Raw genomic sequence first — 15,274 nt, 5'->3', positions numbered from 1 at the left:
ACAGTCTGGAGACCACGTCAGCCAACGAGCACGACCTCAATCAGGTGGGTCATCTGCTCCATGGCAAGGAAGCGTTTGTGTTCGCTGATGCCGGATATCAGGGGGCTGAAAATCGTGAAGAGCTGGCTGATGTGAAGGCTGAATGGGCGATTGCCATGCGCCCTGGCAAACTCAAGGAACTCAAAAAGCATCCTCGTAAAAACAAGGGAGTAATTGCTTTTGAGAGACTCAAATCCAGCGTCCGCGCCAAGGTGGAACATCCGTTCCGGCTCATCAAACGTCAGTTTGGATTTGTGAAAGCTCGGTACAAGGGGCTGCGGAAGAACGACAACCAACTGGCGATGCTGTTTACGCTGGCGAATCTGTTTCGAGTGGACCAGATGATACGGAGATGGGATAGCTGCGTCCAAAATGCGAGGTAAGCCCCGAAAAAGCGGAATGATGGAGCAAAAAGCAGATTTTGGAGTAAATACGTCCGAATTCTGGAGTAATGAAAATGTTAAACGTGAGCAGGCTGCTTATGATGAAGGTGCGATCCACTTGTTCGCACCTTCCCTAGATTCGTTTGGGTGGCAAACGGATATGCCAATAATAACGACAGAGATTGGACGTATTGATAAATAGTCATCTTTATTGATGTTATCTTTCCTAAAGGAGCCGGAATAATGAGTGGTTTATCTTCCCATCAAATTGCCCATGAGATATTTGCCGAGTTGTTGCCTTATCGTCGCCGCTTTCCCGATCCCATCCTGGAGCGGCACAGTGAAGAGCAGGAGGTGGCGGCCATCCAGATCCCCCGTCTGCAAGCGTTCATCGAGCGGGGTGAGACCATCACCTGCGTCTTGCCCGCCTTTCCCACCAAGTCACCCAACCCGAACAAGGTGCTGGGCACCCTGCCGGACATGGCGGAGCGCCTCTCCCTCAGTTTTCTCAATCACCTCTGCCAGCGCATCCAGCTGCACTACCGGCCCGGCATGCGGATCCTGATCTGCTCGGATGGCCACGTGTTCGGCGATCTGATCCGGGTGCCGGATCCGGCCATCGATGCCTATCAGGCCCACATAGAGCAGCTGATCCTGGAGCTGGGGGCGACCCACCTCGGGGTCTTCCACTTGGGGATGGTGGCGGGCATGGCCGAATTTTGCGCCAGCCGCGACTTCGATACCCTGCGTGAACAGCTGGTAGCCCGCTATGCCGAGCCGTTGGCGCAGATCAGTGAAGAGGTGAAAACCACCGAGGAGGGAGTTCGTCTCTATCGTGCCATGACCCGTTTCCTCTATGAAGACAGCCAGCTGCCGGACACGCCACTCTCCAACACGGCGCTGCAGCGGGATGCCAAGTCGCGCACCCATGCCGTGATCCAGCGCAGCCGCGCCTGGGGCAACCTGCTGGCGGAGCGCTTCCCCGAGGCCATTCGTCTCTCCATCCATCCCCAGGCCAGCCACAGCCTTAAGATGGGCATTCACATGTTGCCGACCCGGGATGACTGGCTCACCCCCTGGCACGGGGTGGCGGCCAATCTGGATGGCCAGTTCGTGCTGATGAAGCGGCGCGATGTACTGGCTCTGGAGCACGAACTGGTTCATATCCATGGCCGTCCCAGTCACTACCTGATCCACAGCAAGCAGGCCGCCGCCTGAGGAGTTCACGATGACAGCATCCCTTATTTCCCTCGGCGGCGAGCCCTGCCGCATTCACCCCCATACCCCCTTCGGCCTGCTGATCGAACCGGCCCGGGAGGGGCAAGCTGTGCAGGACTTGCCGGTCGAGTCGCTGCGTGAACGGGCCCGTCGCCACGGCGTGTTGATCCTGCGCGGGTTTGTGTCTGGCTTCACCGATCCCGAGCGGCTGACCCGCTATGCCGAGCGCTGGGGCGAGATCATGATGTGGTCCTTTGGCGCCGTGCTGGACGTGAAAGCGGACCAGAACGCCACCGACCATATCTTCGATTCCAGCTATGTGCCGCTGCACTGGGATGGCATGTACAAGCCGACCGTGCCCGAGTTCCAGCTGTTTCACTGCGTGCATGCTCCGGCTGCTGACGAGGGGGGGCGCACCACCTTCATCAATACCCGCCAGCTGCTGGTGGATCTCGATGGCGAGCGGCTGGCCCGCTGGGAGCGGGTGCGGATCACCTATCGCATCAAGCAAGTGGTGCACTACGGTGGCGAGGTGAGCTCCCCCCTGCTGGTGCCTCATCCGGTGAGCGGTGAAACCGTCATGCGCTACAACGAGCCGCCGCGAGAGGGGGTTCGCTTCCTCAACCCGCATGCACTGCAGATCGAGGGGATCCTGCCCGAGGAGCAAGCCGCCTTCCTGCAGGATTTGCATGAGCGGCTCTACGATCCCCGCTACTTCTATGCCCACCAGTGGCAGCCGGGGGACGTGGTGATCGCTGACAACTTTGGCCTGCTGCATGGGCGGGAAGGTTTCACCGCTCGCTCGGCCCGCCACATCCAGCGGGTCCATATCCAGGTCAGCCCGCGCTGCCTCAACCCGGCGCTGGCGCCGCAAGGGGCGGCGTGATGGCGACCATTTTACTGGCGGCCACCGCCACTCCGGGCCACGTCAATCCTGTGCTGGCGGTGGCCCGCCTGCTGGTGGGGGAGGGGCACAGGGTGCTGATGCTGTGTGGGGCCCTGTTCGAAAAAGGGATCCGGCAGAGCGGCGCTGAATTTGTGCCCTTCGCTCCCGAGGTGGATTTTGACTATCGGGCGCTGGAGCAGCACTTCCCCGAGCGAGCCGAGTTGAGCGGTACTGCCCAGATGGCGCTGGCGCTAAAGCGCTTCTTCGCCGTGCCCATCCCGCAGCACGACAGCCGGTTGCGGGCGCTGATCGCTGAAGAGGAGGTGGATCTGCTGCTGGTGGAGAACGGCTTCTACGGCGTTTTGCCGTTGTTGCAGCAGACGCGCAGCCAGCGCCTTCCCATCCTGATGCTGGGGGTGAACCCGGTCTCTTTCTCGAGCCCGGACGCCATCTTCTACGGCCCGCGCATCGCCCCCGAGCTGCGCCGCTCCCTTGGCGAGCTGCCGTGGCTGGATGAGCAGACCCGGCGACTGCAGGCCGACGTGCAGCAGAGCTTCGATACCGCCTTGGCCGAGGCTGGGGCACCGGCGCTGGGGGCTCCCTTCACCGATGTGATGGTGACGGCGCCGGATGCGTTTCTGCAGCTCTCCTGCGCTGGTTTTGAATATGATCGGCCCGAGCTGACGGGGGTGATCCGTTATATCGGTCCCCTGTTGCCACCCCGGCTTGAGTCGGTCTCGCCGCCCTGGTGGGGGCAACTGGATGAACGGCCGCTGGTCATCGTCAGCCAGGGCACGCTGGCCAATGTGGATCTGGGGCAACTGCTGCTGCCGGCCATGCAGGGGCTGGCCGGTGATGCGTTGCAACTGCTGCTGACCACGGGCGGTCGGGATCCGGCGTTGCTGGGGCGATCCATCCCCGCCAATGCCATCGTCACCGAGCATGTGCCGTTCGAGCTGGCGCTGCCCAGGGCCGCTGTGCTGGTGACCAACGGCGGCTACGGCTCGGTGCAGGCGGCGCTGGCCCACGGGGTGCCGCTGGTGGTGGCGGGTACAGGGGAGGACAAGGCAGAGGTGGCTACCCGGGTGGCGTGGAGTGGCGTGGGCATCAATCTGCACTGCAACGAGCCGACGGCAGAGGCCGTGGCCACCGCGGTGCGCAAGGTGGTACACGAACCGCGCTATCGGTCACGGGCGTGCCTGCTGGCCGACGAGATGGGGAGGCTGGATGCCAGGGCCGCCATCGCCGAGGCAGTGACGATCCTGCTCGCCAGCACTCGATAGTAGAGGGGGGGGAGCGGGTCTCCCTTTTTGTCCTGCTTCTGCTAAGTTTGCGGTTGTTAGCCGACTTGTCATGCCAAGAGCCGGTGCCAGCGGCGATTGATACACTTTTTCATGTAAAAAGAGCCATCCCGACGTTGAATTCTTGGCCGACTCAGGAAAGAATGCGCGTTCGGTTATCGACCTCGGGCGCAGAGTGACTCGTCACAGGCCGGACCGAGGATGACACGGCCCCCGGCCAACTTGGTACAGGAAACCACACAGGAATTTTATGACTCCCCTTCGCACTGCCGCTTTGGCCCTTTTATGTACTCTGACGCTGGTCAGCCATCAGGCCGCTGCCGTTGAATACGCACTGCCCGCGGCCAACAGCCGCCTGATCGGTGAGAACCTGGAATATGTGGTGCCTGCGGACAACCGTCCGCTGGAGCAGATCGCCGCCGACTTCCAGTTGGGCCTGACCAACATCATGGAAGCCAACCCGGGCGTAGACCCCTATCTGCCGACACCGGGCAGCAAGCTGATCATCCCCCATCAGTTGATCCTGCCGAATGCGCCCCGTGAAGGGATCGTCATCAACGTGGCCGAGATGCGCCTCTACTACTACCCCAAGGGCAAGAACGTGGTGGAAGTGCTGCCCATCGGCATCGGCCAGCTGGGTGTGAATACGCCGGAAAACTGGATCACCAAGGTTGAGCGCAAGCGTGCCAACCCGACCTGGACCCCGACCGAGAACATCCGTCGCCGCTATGCCGCCCAGGGCAAAACACTGCCTGCGGTCTGGCCGGCGGGCCCGGACAACCCCATGGGTCTGCACGCCCTCTATATCGGCAACCTGTATGCCATCCATGGTACCAATGCTACTTTCGGCATCGGTCTGCGAGTGAGCAGCGGCTGTGTGCGTCTGCGCGCCGACGACATCAAGTACCTGTTCGACCATGTGCCGGTCGGTACCCGTGTCCAGTTCGTCAACCAGCCAGTCAAGTTCACGGTCGAGCCGGATGGCGGTCGCTACATAGAAGTCCATGAGCCGCTGTCGCGCAATGAGGAGGAGTTCAATTCCACCGCCTCCGTACCGTTGCCCATGACTCCGGCTATTACCCGCTTCATCGCCCACATGGAAAGCGACTCCAATGTGGTCAAGCAGGTGCTGGAGCAGCGTTCCGGTATGCCGACACGTCTCAATCCCTGAGCCTGATGGCTGGAGTCCGAGACTCGATAATAACAACGGCGACCTGATGGTCGCCGTTGTTATTTCTGGCATTGGTGAGCACTATTCGTGGCTGATGGTGATCACCGCCATGGTATGGCGCTGGTCAATCCATCGATAGGAAACCTGGCTGGTGGCGAGACGCAGTGGCGACTGCTTTGCCAACTGCTGCAGATTGAGTGTCTCTGTGGTTTGCTTGGGGCCCGAGAGGCAGGTGACCTGCATTTGCTCCTCCTGCTGGTTGATGCGGCAGGCATCCTCCACGATGGCGCCGCTAAAGGTGATGCGTCCTGTGCTGCTTGCCGAAGTGGCCTGTGCCATTGATATGCCCAGTGTGGCGAGGGTGAGCGCCACTGCGATTGTCTTCATGCAGACCTCCAGATTGTCTTGCACTTGGGTAGGAAACCGCGTGTTCATTGCCTTGCATTGTCAGTATCGACTGTGTCTGGCTGGGGGGGGATTATTTGACCACTCGTCGTCAAGCTCAGAGCCAAAGGTCAGAATAAAAAAGAGGGCAACCCCAGGGGTTGCCCTCTTGCTACTCATCACGAGAAAAGCGCGGTTTTCTCTTTATATGCGGGGGTTACTTACCCGCAATGTTCAAACCACCGAAACGAATGAGCGGGGCATAGAAGCCCTTGCCATCGTCGTGGTGCAGCAGGTCGCCGACCGCTTCGAGCTCGCCGAGCAGGTGGTAGAAGTTGCCTGCGACCGTGATGCCGCGCACAGGCTGGATGCGAACGCCATCCCGACACAGGAACCCTGACGCCCCGAACGAGAAGTCGCCACTCACCGCATCGGCGCCCGAATGCAGGCCATCCAGCTTGACCAGTTCCAGATACTCGCCGGTTTTGACCTCGGCTTCGCTGTGGGGGCCTGTGCCAAATACCAGATGGCGCGCCGTCACATCCAGCGCACCGCGGGCACTGCGTGCGGCCGAGCCGTTGCTGGCCAGGCCGAAGTGGTGAGCGGTGGCGCTGTTGTGGAGCAGCGTCTTGAGCTCCCCCTCGCCAATGAGCAACAGATCCGAGGTGGGGGCCCCTTCACCGTCAAATGCCTTGATGTTCATGCCGCCCGGCATATAGGCCCGGCTCTCCAGAGTGAGCCAGCGGGAGGCCACGCTTTGGCCCAGCTTGCTGCGCCAGGGGTTGATCCCCTGCTGGGCCCACTTGCCCGACAGCGCCGCCAGGAAGCAGCCAAACAGGCTGGCGAAGCAGTTGGTGCTGAAGAGGGCGCTGTAGTGACCGCTCGGCACGGCTTCCCCCAGCAGCAGGCCGTCGGCCACGGCATGGATCTGCGCTATGAGGGCCTGGCTGTCGAGCTCGTCAAAGCGGCGGCCATATTGCCCCTGTGAGTGCATGGACTGGCGGCCAGAGCGCTCGATCAGCGCCGAGGTGTAGCAGCCGACGCTGAATTCACTGTGCTGGCAGAGACTGCCCAGACTGTTGGCGAGCCAGAGCTGACTCTCCCCCTCGAAGACGCTGTTATAAGGCGCGCCTGTGACATCCGGCAGGGCCAGCATGTCCGCCTCGAGGCGCAGGGCAAGGGCGATCTTCTCTTCCGCTGCCGTGGTATCGGGCTGGTTGATCTCGGCGCACTGCGTGCTGAGTTGGCTGCCGCCGACCCGGATGGCCTGATCCGCATCCACCTTGGCGAAGCGGCTGGCATCCAGCGCATCCTGCAACATGGCATCCAGTGCCGGCTCATCCAGGGATTCCGAGTAGGCGATGCCGACCCGGCCATCCTTGATGAGGCGGATGCCGAGCTGCTGGCTGCTGGTGACCTTGTATTCACCCAACTCGCCCTTGTCGGCTTTCAGGGAGAAAGCCTTGTCCCGATTGGCGATGATGTCCGCCTCGGCACCGAGGTTCGCAACTTTATCCAGCAGGCGGGTGAGCAGTAGGTTCATGTCGAGTTGGCTCATCAGGCGTTCCCTCCGACCAGGATATTGTCGACCTTGAGTGGTGGCTGGCCGACGGACGCGGGGATCGAGCCGGAGACCGAGCCGCACATGCCGGCAGAGAGGGCGAGATCGCGGCCCACCATGGAGATCTCTTTGAGCACTTGTGGGCCCGTACCGATCAGGGTCGCCGACTTGAGCGGGCGAGTTACCTTGCCGCGCTCTATGAGGTAGGCCTCCTGCACGTTGAAGTTGAACTCGCCTGTGCCCGGCTGCACCGAGCCGCCGCCCATCCGCTTGGCATAGATGCCGTGATCCACCGTGGCCAGCATCTCCTCCAGGCTGTGGTTACCCGCTTCGATATAGGTGTTGCGCATACGCGAGGCCGGGGCGAAGCGATAGGATTCGCGCCGTCCCGAGCCGGTGCGGGCATAGCCAGTCTTGAGCGCCCCCATGCGGTCGACCAGAAAGCCGGTCAGCACGCCATCCTTGATGAGCTGGGTGTGCTGGGCCGCCATCCCCTCGTCATCGACGTTGATGGAGCCCCAGGCATTGCCCTGCAAGCCTTCGTCCACCGCGTTGACCACGGGGTTGGCGATAAGCTGGCCCATCTTGTCGTGGAACACCGAGGCCTTCTTGGCGACCGAGGTGGTCTCCAGCAGGTGGCCGCACGCCTCGTGGAAAATGACGCCGCCAAAGCCGCTCTCCATGATGACCGGCAGGGTGCCGCTCGGGCAGGGGGCTGCGCCGAGTTTTACCAGCGCCTGACGGGTGGCGGTGAGGGCCAGTTCGCGCGGGTCTATGAGGGCCGCATGTTCCCAGCCCATCATGGCACCGGGGGCCTCGTAGCCCACGCTCTGCTCGCTCCCTTCCATGGCGATGGTCTGGGCCATGATGCGGTTGTAGTGGCGACGATCGGCCACTTGCAGCCCTTCGCTGTTGAAGATCTCCACCTCCTGCTCCCAGCCCAGGGCATTGCCCGAAAACTGGCTTACCTTGGCGCTCTCGGCGCGGGCGGCAGCATCCATGGCATGCAGATAGGCAATCTTCTGCTCCAGTAGTTTGTCAGCACCGAGTGGCAGGGTAACCGGATTGCGGTCTGTGAAACGGGTGAAGTCGAAGGCGGTGGCGGTCACCACTGGGTCGCGTCTGTCTTTGGCCGCCAGCAGGGTGACGATGCGCAGCAGCTCGTTGCGTTCGGCCAGGTTGGTGTAGCCGTAGAGCACCTTGTGGCCGTAGCACAGGCGCACACCTATGCCGAAATCGAGGCCGCCGCTGATATTTTCTATCTGGCTGGAGAGCAGGCTGAGCTGGCTGCGGCGTTTGCGCTCCACAAACAGCTCGGCGAAGTCGGCACCCAGCGCCAGCGCGTGATCGAGCACGTCGCGCGCGATAGCGGGGGCCAACAGGGAAAATGAGGTCATAGAATATCCTTTTCTGGTCTGTTTCCTGTTTGCTTCCGACACCCGTCTGATGGTGTTATGGAGTGTCGATTGCATTGTTGCAGACCAGCACAAAAAAGTCGCTACAGCGTCATACGATGATACCGATTGAGAAAATCGGTGCGATAACTGCGCCCGGCAGCCCAGATCCTGGCCGCAGGCAAGGAAGATTAACGCAGCAGTGGACCTTGTTTAATCGCTGGTCGCCCCGGGGGGCCAGGTGCAGCTTGCTCCGATCGCATCGGTTGGCGTCACATCCGGGCGAGATCAGAGCAGCTCGTGGATCTCGCCGAGGATCTGGTCGACCCACTGTTCGATGCGGGATTCGGTCTGGTCGTACTGGTTGGCGTCGTCAAGAGCCAGCCCGACGAAGTGACGGCCATCGTCGATCAGCGCCTTGGAGGCGTCGAACTCGTACCCCTCGCTGGGCCAGTAACCCACCAGCCTGACCCCCTTGGGCACCAGCTGATCGTGCAAGAGGCCCAGGGCATCCTGATACCATTCGCCATAGCCCAGCTGATCACCCAGGCCGAACAGGGCTATGATGCGCCCCTCCAGATGGACATCCTTGATGTCCTCCCAGCGGGATTCCCAATCTTCCTGCAGTTCGCCAAAGTCCCAGGTGGAGATGCCGAGGATCAGGATGTCGTACTCCTGCATGCGGACAAGGGGCACATCCTTGATGTTGTGGAGATCGACCAGCTCCGGGCCTATGAGGGCGCGGATCTTCTCGGCGGCCATCTCGGTGTAACAGGTGGTGGAACCGTAAAACAAACCTATCTTCATCGCACTGTCCTTACCGTAAAACAGATAGCTCTTTATCCTGGCGGCGCGTGGGGCTGGCGCGCGCAGAGGCTGCAGGGAGGGGTGCCAGTTTAACAGATTGCCCGCCACCCTTCACGGGGCAAGCGTGGTGCAGGCCTCATCAGATCCCGCTGTCGCCCGGCGCCGGGCGCGCTACAATGGGCCACCGTTTGCCCAAGACCCAGTACCATGACCAAGCCAGCGCCTGCCGTGTACAATCATCCCCTGATCGAACCTTTCCTCGACGCCCTCTGGCTGGAGCGGGGGCTGTCTGACAACACTGTCAGCTCCTATCGCAGCGATCTGGAAAAATTTGCCCTCTGGCTCGATGGGCAGGGCAGCTCCCTTCTGCTGGCCGGGATGGATGAGATCCAGCACTACCTCGCCTGGCGGGTGGATCACCAGTTTGCCGCCAGCAGCACGGCCCGCTTTCTGTCTGCCCTGCGTCGCTTTTACCAGTATCTGAACCGCGAAAAGCTGCGGAGTGATGACCCGACCGTGCTGCTGGAGGGCCCCAAGTTGCCCAAGAAGCTTCCCTCCGATCTCAGTGAAGGGGAGGTGGAGGCGCTGCTGCAAGCGCCGCTGGTGGAGGATCCGCTGGAGCTGCGTGACAAGGCGATGCTGGAGCTGCTCTACGCCACCGGACTGCGGGTCTCCGAGCTGGTGGGGCTCACCGCCGAGCATGTCAGCCTGCGTCAGGGGCTGGTGCGGGTGGTGGGCAAGGGCAACAAGGAGCGGCTGGTGCCCATGGGGGAGGAGGCGATCCACTGGCTCGAGCGTTACTACCGTGAGGCCCGCACCCTGCTGCTGGGGGGCACCAGCTCGGATGTGGTGTTTCCCTCCAGGCTGGCCCGCATGATGACCCGGCAGACCTTCTGGCATCGCATCAAGCTCTATGCCCTGCGCGCCGGGATCCATGGCGAGCTCTCCCCCCATACCTTGCGCCACGCCTTTGCCACCCATCTGCTCAACCATGGCGCCGATCTGCGGGTGGTACAGATGCTGCTGGGCCATGCGGATCTCTCCACCACCCAGATCTACACCCATGTGGCGAATGAACGACTCAAGGCGCTGCACGGGGAGCACCACCCCCGCGCCTGAGGCACTGATGCGCAACAAAAAACCGTCATAGGGTAATGCCAGTCAGTTAAGAGAGTGTGAGCCCCAACCCGCGAGGTATAAGGGCTAAAGAGTGAGGGAGGCATGATGCCTCCCTCTTTTTATTGGATGCCAGTTAGGGCAAAGGTATCAGCCAAATTGACGCTGTCACCATAGCACCGCTCCTGCTATTCAAAATTTTGAATATTAAGTCATAAAAGTGCTTAAATGACTGGCATTACCGCCACAGGGGCGGTTTTTTTAAACACACGACAGGAGTTGGCGCTTATTTTCCCTGCTGGGATTTGAGCAGATCGCGGATTTCGCTCAGCAGCTCCTGATCCTTGGTGGGGCCAGCGGGAGTGGTGGCCTCTTCCTGTTTCTTCTTGAGGGTGTTGATGGCTTTGAGCCCCATGAAGATGGCGAAGGCGATGATCAGGAAATCGATGATGGTCTGGATGAACCTGCCGTAGGCGATGACCACGGCCGGGGTGGCACCTTCGGCGTCCTTCAGAGTCACGACGAGATCGCTGAAGTCCACTCCCCCCAGGACCAGACCAATTGGCGGCATGATCACGTCACCCACGAAGGAGGAGACGATCTTGCCGAAGGCGGCACCAATGATGATGCCAACCGCCATGTCGATGACGTTGCCTCTTGCTGCAAAGGCCTTGAACTCTTGGATCAGACTCATGTTTCCCTCCCCAATTGGGCAGAGTGCGACCGCTGTCGCACCCACGTTTGAATAATAAAATATCAGGAAAACAGAGGGATGACCGTCTTGTTTCCTGTCGTCACGGCTAGCTTGCTGGGCCTCTGCCCAATTGGCAACCTGTCAGAGAAGGATTTTTTGTGACCTCCACTATTAATCAGTAAGTAATTAACAGGTTGAGACCTGGATATAGCCTGAGTTACCTTGTGAGTCCATTCGTTCATGCCAAGTGAGTAAAAGAGTGAAGCATTTACTACTGGGAATGATGCTGCTGTGCACGTTTGCTGCCAGCGCGGGGATGGATCCCCAATTATTGAAACAGCGTATAGAGCAGCGGCTCGGGGTACAGGTGTATCTGGTGGATGAAACCCCCATGCCTGGCCTCTTTATGCTGGGCACGGCTCAGGGGCCGCTCTATACCGATGCCAAGGGAGACTATGTGCTCCAGGGCATCATGCTGGATCTGGGCCACGACATGAAAAACCTCACCATGCAGGGCCAGCGTCAGCAACGGCAGCGGGCCCTGACCCAGATCGGCGAACGGCGTATGCAGCTCAAGGCGGTACCCGAGCGTCACAGCGTCACCTTGTTTACCGACCTGACCTGCAGCCGCTGCCGTGCCGCGCTCGATGAGCTGCCCATACTGCAGGCGCTGGGGGTGAGCGTGCAGCTGTTGCCAGCGCTGGGAACCTTCGCCGATCTGGCCGAGGCGCAGGCGCGCTGGTGCGATCCCGGTCTGTTCAGTGAACTCAGTCTCAGTGATCGTTTGCCTACGGCCGGTTGTAATGAGATCCTTGCCCATCATATCGGCCTGAGCCAGTGGCTCGGGATCAAGGCGCTGCCGAGCTGGGTCCTGCCAAACGGGGATCTGGTGCGGGGTTATCAGAGCCCTGAACAACTGCTCAAGATACTGGATCACATCAATGCCCCTGCAAATCCGTCGTCGTCCGCGAGTTGATGATTCTCATCTGCCCGCCACCCTGCATCCACTGCTTCGCCAAGTCTTCGCCAGCCGTGGCGTAGAGGATCCCGTCCTGCTGGAGCGCAGTGCCAGCTCGCTGCTGCCGCCCCAGCGTCTGTTTGGTATGGAGCAGGCGGTGCCGCTGCTGGCGGCGGCGCTCACGGCTCAGCAGCGTATCCTGATCGTCGGTGACTTTGACTGTGACGGCGCCACCAGCTCGGCCCTGTGCGTGCTGGCGCTGCGGGCCATGGGCGGTCACCACATCGATTTTCTGGTGCCCAATCGCTTCGAGTTCGGCTACGGCCTCACGCCGGAGATAGTCGAGCTGGCGGTGGCGCGTGGCGCCGAGTTTCTCATCACGGTAGACAACGGCATCTCCAGCATCGCTGGGGTGGCGGCGGCCAAGATGGCCGGCATGCAGGTGCTGGTCACCGATCATCACCTGCCGGGCCAGGAGCTGCCTGCTGCCGACGCGATAGTGAACCCCAACCAGCGCGGCTGCGACTTTCCCTCCAAGTCACTGGCCGGGGTGGGGGTGGCCTTCTATCTGATGGCGGCCCTCAACACCCACCTGCGCCAGCTGGGCTGGTACGAGCGGCAGGGGATTCGAGCCCCCAATGTGGCGGATTATCTGGATCTGGTGGCGCTCGGCACGGTCGCCGACGTGGTGGCGCTCGATGGCAACAACCGCATCCTGGTGCATCAGGGGCTACAGCGGATCCGGGCTGGTCGTTGCCGTCCCGGCATCCAGGCGCTGGTGGACGTATCGGGCCGCGATGGGCGCCGTCTCACCGCCGCCGATCTTGGCTTTGCGCTGGGGCCGCGCCTCAACGCAGTGGGCCGGCTCGATGACATGTCCCTCGGGGTCGCCTGTCTGCTCAGCGATGACCTCAATCTGGCGCGCCAGCTCGCCTCCGAGATGGACAGCCTCAACCAGGAGCGCAAGGAGATAGAGCAGGGGATGCAGCAGGAGGCGCTCGCGACCCTGGAGCAGATCCGCTTTCGTGACGGAGAGGTGCCCTCCGGCATAGTGCTGCACAGAGACGAGTGGCATCAGGGGGTGGTGGGGCTGGTGGCCTCCAAGGTGAAGGAGCAGTACTACAGGCCGGTTATTGCCTTCGCCGAGAGCAGCGAGACCGAGCTCAAGGGCTCCGGCCGCTCCATCCCCGGCGTGCATCTGCGCGATGCCCTCGAATTGCTCGATACCCGCCACCCCGGCCTGATGGGCAAGTTTGGCGGCCACGCCATGGCGGCGGGGCTGACCCTGCCCAAGGCCAACATCGAGGCCTTCGGCCGCGCCTTCGAGGGGGTCATCAGCGAACTGGTAACCCCCGAGCTGCTGACCGGGGTGCTGCTCACCGATGGCGAATTATTGCCGGATGAGCTCAGCCTTGAGCTGGCAGAGCTCATTCGCGCCTCCGGCCCCTGGGGTCAGGCCTTCCCTGAGCCGCTGTTTGACGGCGAATTCGTGCTGGTACAGCAGCGGCTGGTGGGGGAGAAACACCTCAAGATGATGCTGACCACGGATTCGGGCCATGCGGTGGATGCCATCGCTTTTGGCGTCGATCTCAAGCGTTGGCCCGATGCCTCTGTGAAGCGGGTGCGGCTGGTCTATCGGCTCGATGTCAACGAGTGGCGCGGCAACCGCAGCGTGCAGCTGCTGGTGGAGCATCTGGAAGCGACCGGTCTCTGAACCGGTAGCATCGCTAATTTATCGTTGACATCGCTGACGACGGCCGCCCTCGGGTGGCCGTTTTTGTTAACTGATGTCTGGAAAATAGTGTTGACCCGTCTATAGCTTCACAGTTTAAGCTCGTCTCTATCGGGTCACCTGAGGGCCTGCACCGTGAGTGATTGCCATGAAAATATCCGAATTGGCCCGCCGCTGCGGCCTCGCCCGCTCCACCCTGCTCTATTACGAGAAGCTGGGGGTGATTGCGGGCACCCGGGCCGCCAACGGCTATCGCCACTATGACGAGGGGGATCTGCAGCGGCTGCAGATGGTGCAGGCCCTGCAGGCAGGTGGTCTCAGCCTCAGGCAGTGCCTCGCCTGTCTGGCTGGCGAGATAGATCAGGCGGCATTGCAGGCCCGGGTCAGGGAGCTGGATGAGGAGCTTGCGCAAATGCAGCGCGCCCGGGATCTGCTGGCGGATCTGGCAGGGCTGCGCCCGAGCTCCGGCGACGCATTCAAGGCGTGGCAGTTGCAACTGCAGCGCGAGGCGCCAGAGGCCTACTTCGCGTGGGTGATGAAACAGGGTTTTAGCGAGAAAGATCGCTACCACTTGCAATGGTTGAGCAAAGACATGAATGAACATGAGCGTTACATCAAAGATTTTATCCAGCTGCTGGATGGCATGAGTTACTGGGGGCCGGGGCATCGCGCCTTCACCCAGCAGCAGTTTGCTGCGTTGCCCATCCGGCCTCGCCGGATCCTCGACATGGGCTGCGGGCGTGGGGCGTCAACCATGGCGCTGGCTCAGGTGACCGATGCTGACATTGTGGCCATCGATCTGGAAGAGGAGGCACTGGCCGCCGTGGCGCACTCTGCCCGCGCGGCGGGTTTTGAGCATGTCTCCACCCTCTGCGCCAACATGGCGGCACTGCCGGACGATCTGGCCCAGGCAGACCTCATCTGGGCGGAGGGGAGTGCCTACGTGATGGGTGTTGCCAATGCGCTGAAAGCGTGGCGTCCGCTGCTTTCAAGCCCGCAGGCTTGCATCGTGCTGAGCGATGCGGTCTGGCTGACCGATAACCCGCCCGAGGAGGCGTTGGCGTTCTGGCAGCAGGATTATCCTGCCATGCAGACGCTGGCGGGCCTGCTTGAGACGGTAAAAGCGGCAGGCTACTGCTGCCTGTCACACACGCCATTGCCGATGAGCGCCTGGAACAACTATTTGGACCCCATCGAGGTCAATTTGGCGCGCTATTGTGACGAGCTGGGGGAGAGCCCCGCTTGGCAGGACTTGACCCGGGAAGTGGCCATCCACCGCCAATATCTGGGTAGTTACGGCTATGTGATCTGCTGTTTGCAGGCGGTGTGAAGAGGGTGGTTGCCGCCCTTTGGGAGGAAGCCAGTCACCAGACGGGGGAGCAGATGCTTCCCCGCTTGTTGTTTGGGTTTTTGAATGCAGAGATCAGTGATAAACGAGTGTTTTGCACTTATTTTTTTAAAATATAAAAATCCAATAAGTTTACGGTTTGTGATGTTTTTATCCGCACGTTCCTGTCATATCTGAAGGAGCCCGATCTTTGCCTGTTTCTGGTCGCTTCCCCCCAAACCTCATACAGCACGGTGCGATGACCTTGGTCATTACCTGCATCCTGTGGCTCGCTGCCTTTGC

The 15,274-nt window shown here is 61.2% G+C and carries 14 protein-coding genes; 9 read left to right on the top strand and 5 right to left on the bottom strand.

Annotated features, from left to right (window positions below):
- The 5 genes from GWQ22_RS08325 to GWQ22_RS08305 all read left to right on the top strand — a co-directional run.
- On the top strand, positions 1–422 hold a 422-nt coding region (locus tag GWQ22_RS08325; protein ID WP_275930008.1), incomplete at its 5' end, for a transposase.
- 243 nt (positions 423–665) lie between these two features.
- The gene (locus tag GWQ22_RS08320; protein ID WP_108536806.1) at positions 666–1,640 is read left to right on the top strand and encodes an isocyanide synthase family protein; all 975 of its coding nucleotides are present in this window, start codon (positions 666–668) and stop codon (positions 1,638–1,640) included.
- Between the two features lie 10 nt (positions 1,641–1,650).
- Complete coding sequence (locus tag GWQ22_RS08315) at positions 1,651–2,526, top strand: TauD/TfdA family dioxygenase (protein ID WP_275930007.1); 876 nt, start codon at positions 1,651–1,653, stop codon at positions 2,524–2,526.
- A complete protein-coding gene (locus tag GWQ22_RS08310; RefSeq protein ID WP_275930006.1) occupies positions 2,526–3,809 on the top strand; it encodes a nucleotide disphospho-sugar-binding domain-containing protein in 1,284 nt (427 codons plus the stop codon). Before GWQ22_RS08315 ends, GWQ22_RS08310 begins: the two co-directional genes overlap by 1 nt.
- A gap of 268 nt (positions 3,810–4,077) precedes the next feature.
- Entirely contained in the window at positions 4,078–4,998 is a 921-nt protein-coding gene (locus tag GWQ22_RS08305) for a L,D-transpeptidase family protein (protein ID WP_275930005.1), read from the top strand.
- 81 nt (positions 4,999–5,079) lie between these two features.
- On the opposite strand, the gene GWQ22_RS08300 is transcribed toward GWQ22_RS08305, so the two are convergent.
- The 4 genes from GWQ22_RS08300 to fldB all read right to left on the bottom strand — a co-directional run bounded on the left by GWQ22_RS08300 (position 5,080) and on the right by fldB (position 9,144).
- Entirely contained in the window at positions 5,080–5,385 is a 306-nt protein-coding gene (locus GWQ22_RS08300) for a type 1 fimbrial protein (protein ID WP_209418498.1), read from the bottom strand.
- A gap of 214 nt (positions 5,386–5,599) precedes the next feature.
- On the bottom strand, positions 5,600–6,940 hold the full coding sequence (locus tag GWQ22_RS08295; protein WP_275930004.1) for a TldD/PmbA family protein: 1,341 nt from the start codon (positions 6,938–6,940) through the stop codon (positions 5,600–5,602).
- Complete coding sequence (locus GWQ22_RS08290; protein ID WP_275930003.1) at positions 6,940–8,340, bottom strand: TldD/PmbA family protein; 1,401 nt, start codon at positions 8,338–8,340, stop codon at positions 6,940–6,942. The genes GWQ22_RS08295 and GWQ22_RS08290 overlap by 1 nt, the downstream gene beginning before the upstream one ends.
- Before the next feature lie 285 nt (positions 8,341–8,625).
- A complete protein-coding gene (gene fldB / locus GWQ22_RS08285; RefSeq protein WP_275930002.1) occupies positions 8,626–9,144 on the bottom strand; it encodes a flavodoxin FldB in 519 nt (172 codons plus the stop codon).
- Between the two features lie 207 nt (positions 9,145–9,351).
- On the opposite strand from fldB, the gene xerD reads away from it, so the two are divergent.
- A complete protein-coding gene (xerD, locus tag GWQ22_RS08280) occupies positions 9,352–10,263 on the top strand; it encodes a site-specific tyrosine recombinase XerD (protein ID WP_275930001.1) in 912 nt (303 codons plus the stop codon).
- A gap of 283 nt (positions 10,264–10,546) precedes the next feature.
- On the opposite strand, the gene mscL is transcribed toward xerD, so the two are convergent.
- The gene (gene mscL, locus GWQ22_RS08275) at positions 10,547–10,954 is read right to left on the bottom strand and encodes a large-conductance mechanosensitive channel protein MscL (RefSeq protein ID WP_275930000.1); all 408 of its coding nucleotides are present in this window, start codon (positions 10,952–10,954) and stop codon (positions 10,547–10,549) included.
- Between the two features lie 259 nt (positions 10,955–11,213).
- Here mscL and GWQ22_RS08270 point away from each other — a divergent pair, with 259 nt between their 5' ends.
- The 3 genes from GWQ22_RS08270 to GWQ22_RS08260 all read left to right on the top strand — a co-directional run bounded on the left by GWQ22_RS08270 (position 11,214) and on the right by GWQ22_RS08260 (position 14,974).
- The gene (locus GWQ22_RS08270) at positions 11,214–11,930 is read left to right on the top strand and encodes a disulfide isomerase DsbC N-terminal domain-containing protein (protein WP_275929999.1); all 717 of its coding nucleotides are present in this window, start codon (positions 11,214–11,216) and stop codon (positions 11,928–11,930) included.
- Positions 11,896–13,626, top strand: coding sequence for a single-stranded-DNA-specific exonuclease RecJ (recJ, locus tag GWQ22_RS08265; RefSeq protein ID WP_275929998.1), 1,731 nt, complete (start codon positions 11,896–11,898; stop codon positions 13,624–13,626). Before GWQ22_RS08270 ends, recJ begins: the two co-directional genes overlap by 35 nt.
- Positions 13,627–13,792: 166 nt before the next feature.
- Positions 13,793–14,974 (top strand): MerR family transcriptional regulator, encoded by a 1,182-nt coding sequence (locus GWQ22_RS08260; RefSeq protein WP_275929997.1) that lies wholly within the window; start codon positions 13,793–13,795, stop codon positions 14,972–14,974.
- Positions 14,975–15,274 lie beyond the last annotated feature (300 nt).

Source organism: Aeromonas sp. 1HA1 (genome assembly GCF_029237385.1).
GTDB lineage: Bacteria > Pseudomonadota > Gammaproteobacteria > Enterobacterales > Aeromonadaceae > Aeromonas > Aeromonas popoffii.
The sequence above is the reverse complement of the archived record's forward strand: the minus strand, read 5'-3'. Positions and strand labels throughout refer to the sequence as shown.

Coding starts and splice junctions, on each gene's coding strand:
- GWQ22_RS08320 (WP_108536806.1), top strand. CDS start 666: ATGAGTGGTTTATCTTCCCATCAAATTGCCCATGAGATATTTGCCGAG.
- GWQ22_RS08315 (WP_275930007.1), top strand. CDS start 1,651: ATGACAGCATCCCTTATTTCCCTCGGCGGCGAGCCCTGCCGCATTCAC.
- GWQ22_RS08310 (WP_275930006.1), top strand. CDS start 2,526: ATGGCGACCATTTTACTGGCGGCCACCGCCACTCCGGGCCACGTCAAT.
- GWQ22_RS08305 (WP_275930005.1), top strand. CDS start 4,078: ATGACTCCCCTTCGCACTGCCGCTTTGGCCCTTTTATGTACTCTGACG.
- GWQ22_RS08300 (WP_209418498.1), bottom strand. CDS start 5,385: ATGAAGACAATCGCAGTGGCGCTCACCCTCGCCACACTGGGCATATCA.
- GWQ22_RS08295 (WP_275930004.1), bottom strand. CDS start 6,940: ATGAGCCAACTCGACATGAACCTACTGCTCACCCGCCTGCTGGATAAA.
- GWQ22_RS08290 (WP_275930003.1), bottom strand. CDS start 8,340: ATGACCTCATTTTCCCTGTTGGCCCCCGCTATCGCGCGCGACGTGCTC.
- fldB (WP_275930002.1), bottom strand. CDS start 9,144: ATGAAGATAGGTTTGTTTTACGGTTCCACCACCTGTTACACCGAGATG.
- xerD (WP_275930001.1), top strand. CDS start 9,352: ATGACCAAGCCAGCGCCTGCCGTGTACAATCATCCCCTGATCGAACCT.
- mscL (WP_275930000.1), bottom strand. CDS start 10,954: ATGAGTCTGATCCAAGAGTTCAAGGCCTTTGCAGCAAGAGGCAACGTC.
- recJ (WP_275929998.1), top strand. CDS start 11,896: ATGCCCCTGCAAATCCGTCGTCGTCCGCGAGTTGATGATTCTCATCTG.
- GWQ22_RS08260 (WP_275929997.1), top strand. CDS start 13,793: ATGAAAATATCCGAATTGGCCCGCCGCTGCGGCCTCGCCCGCTCCACC.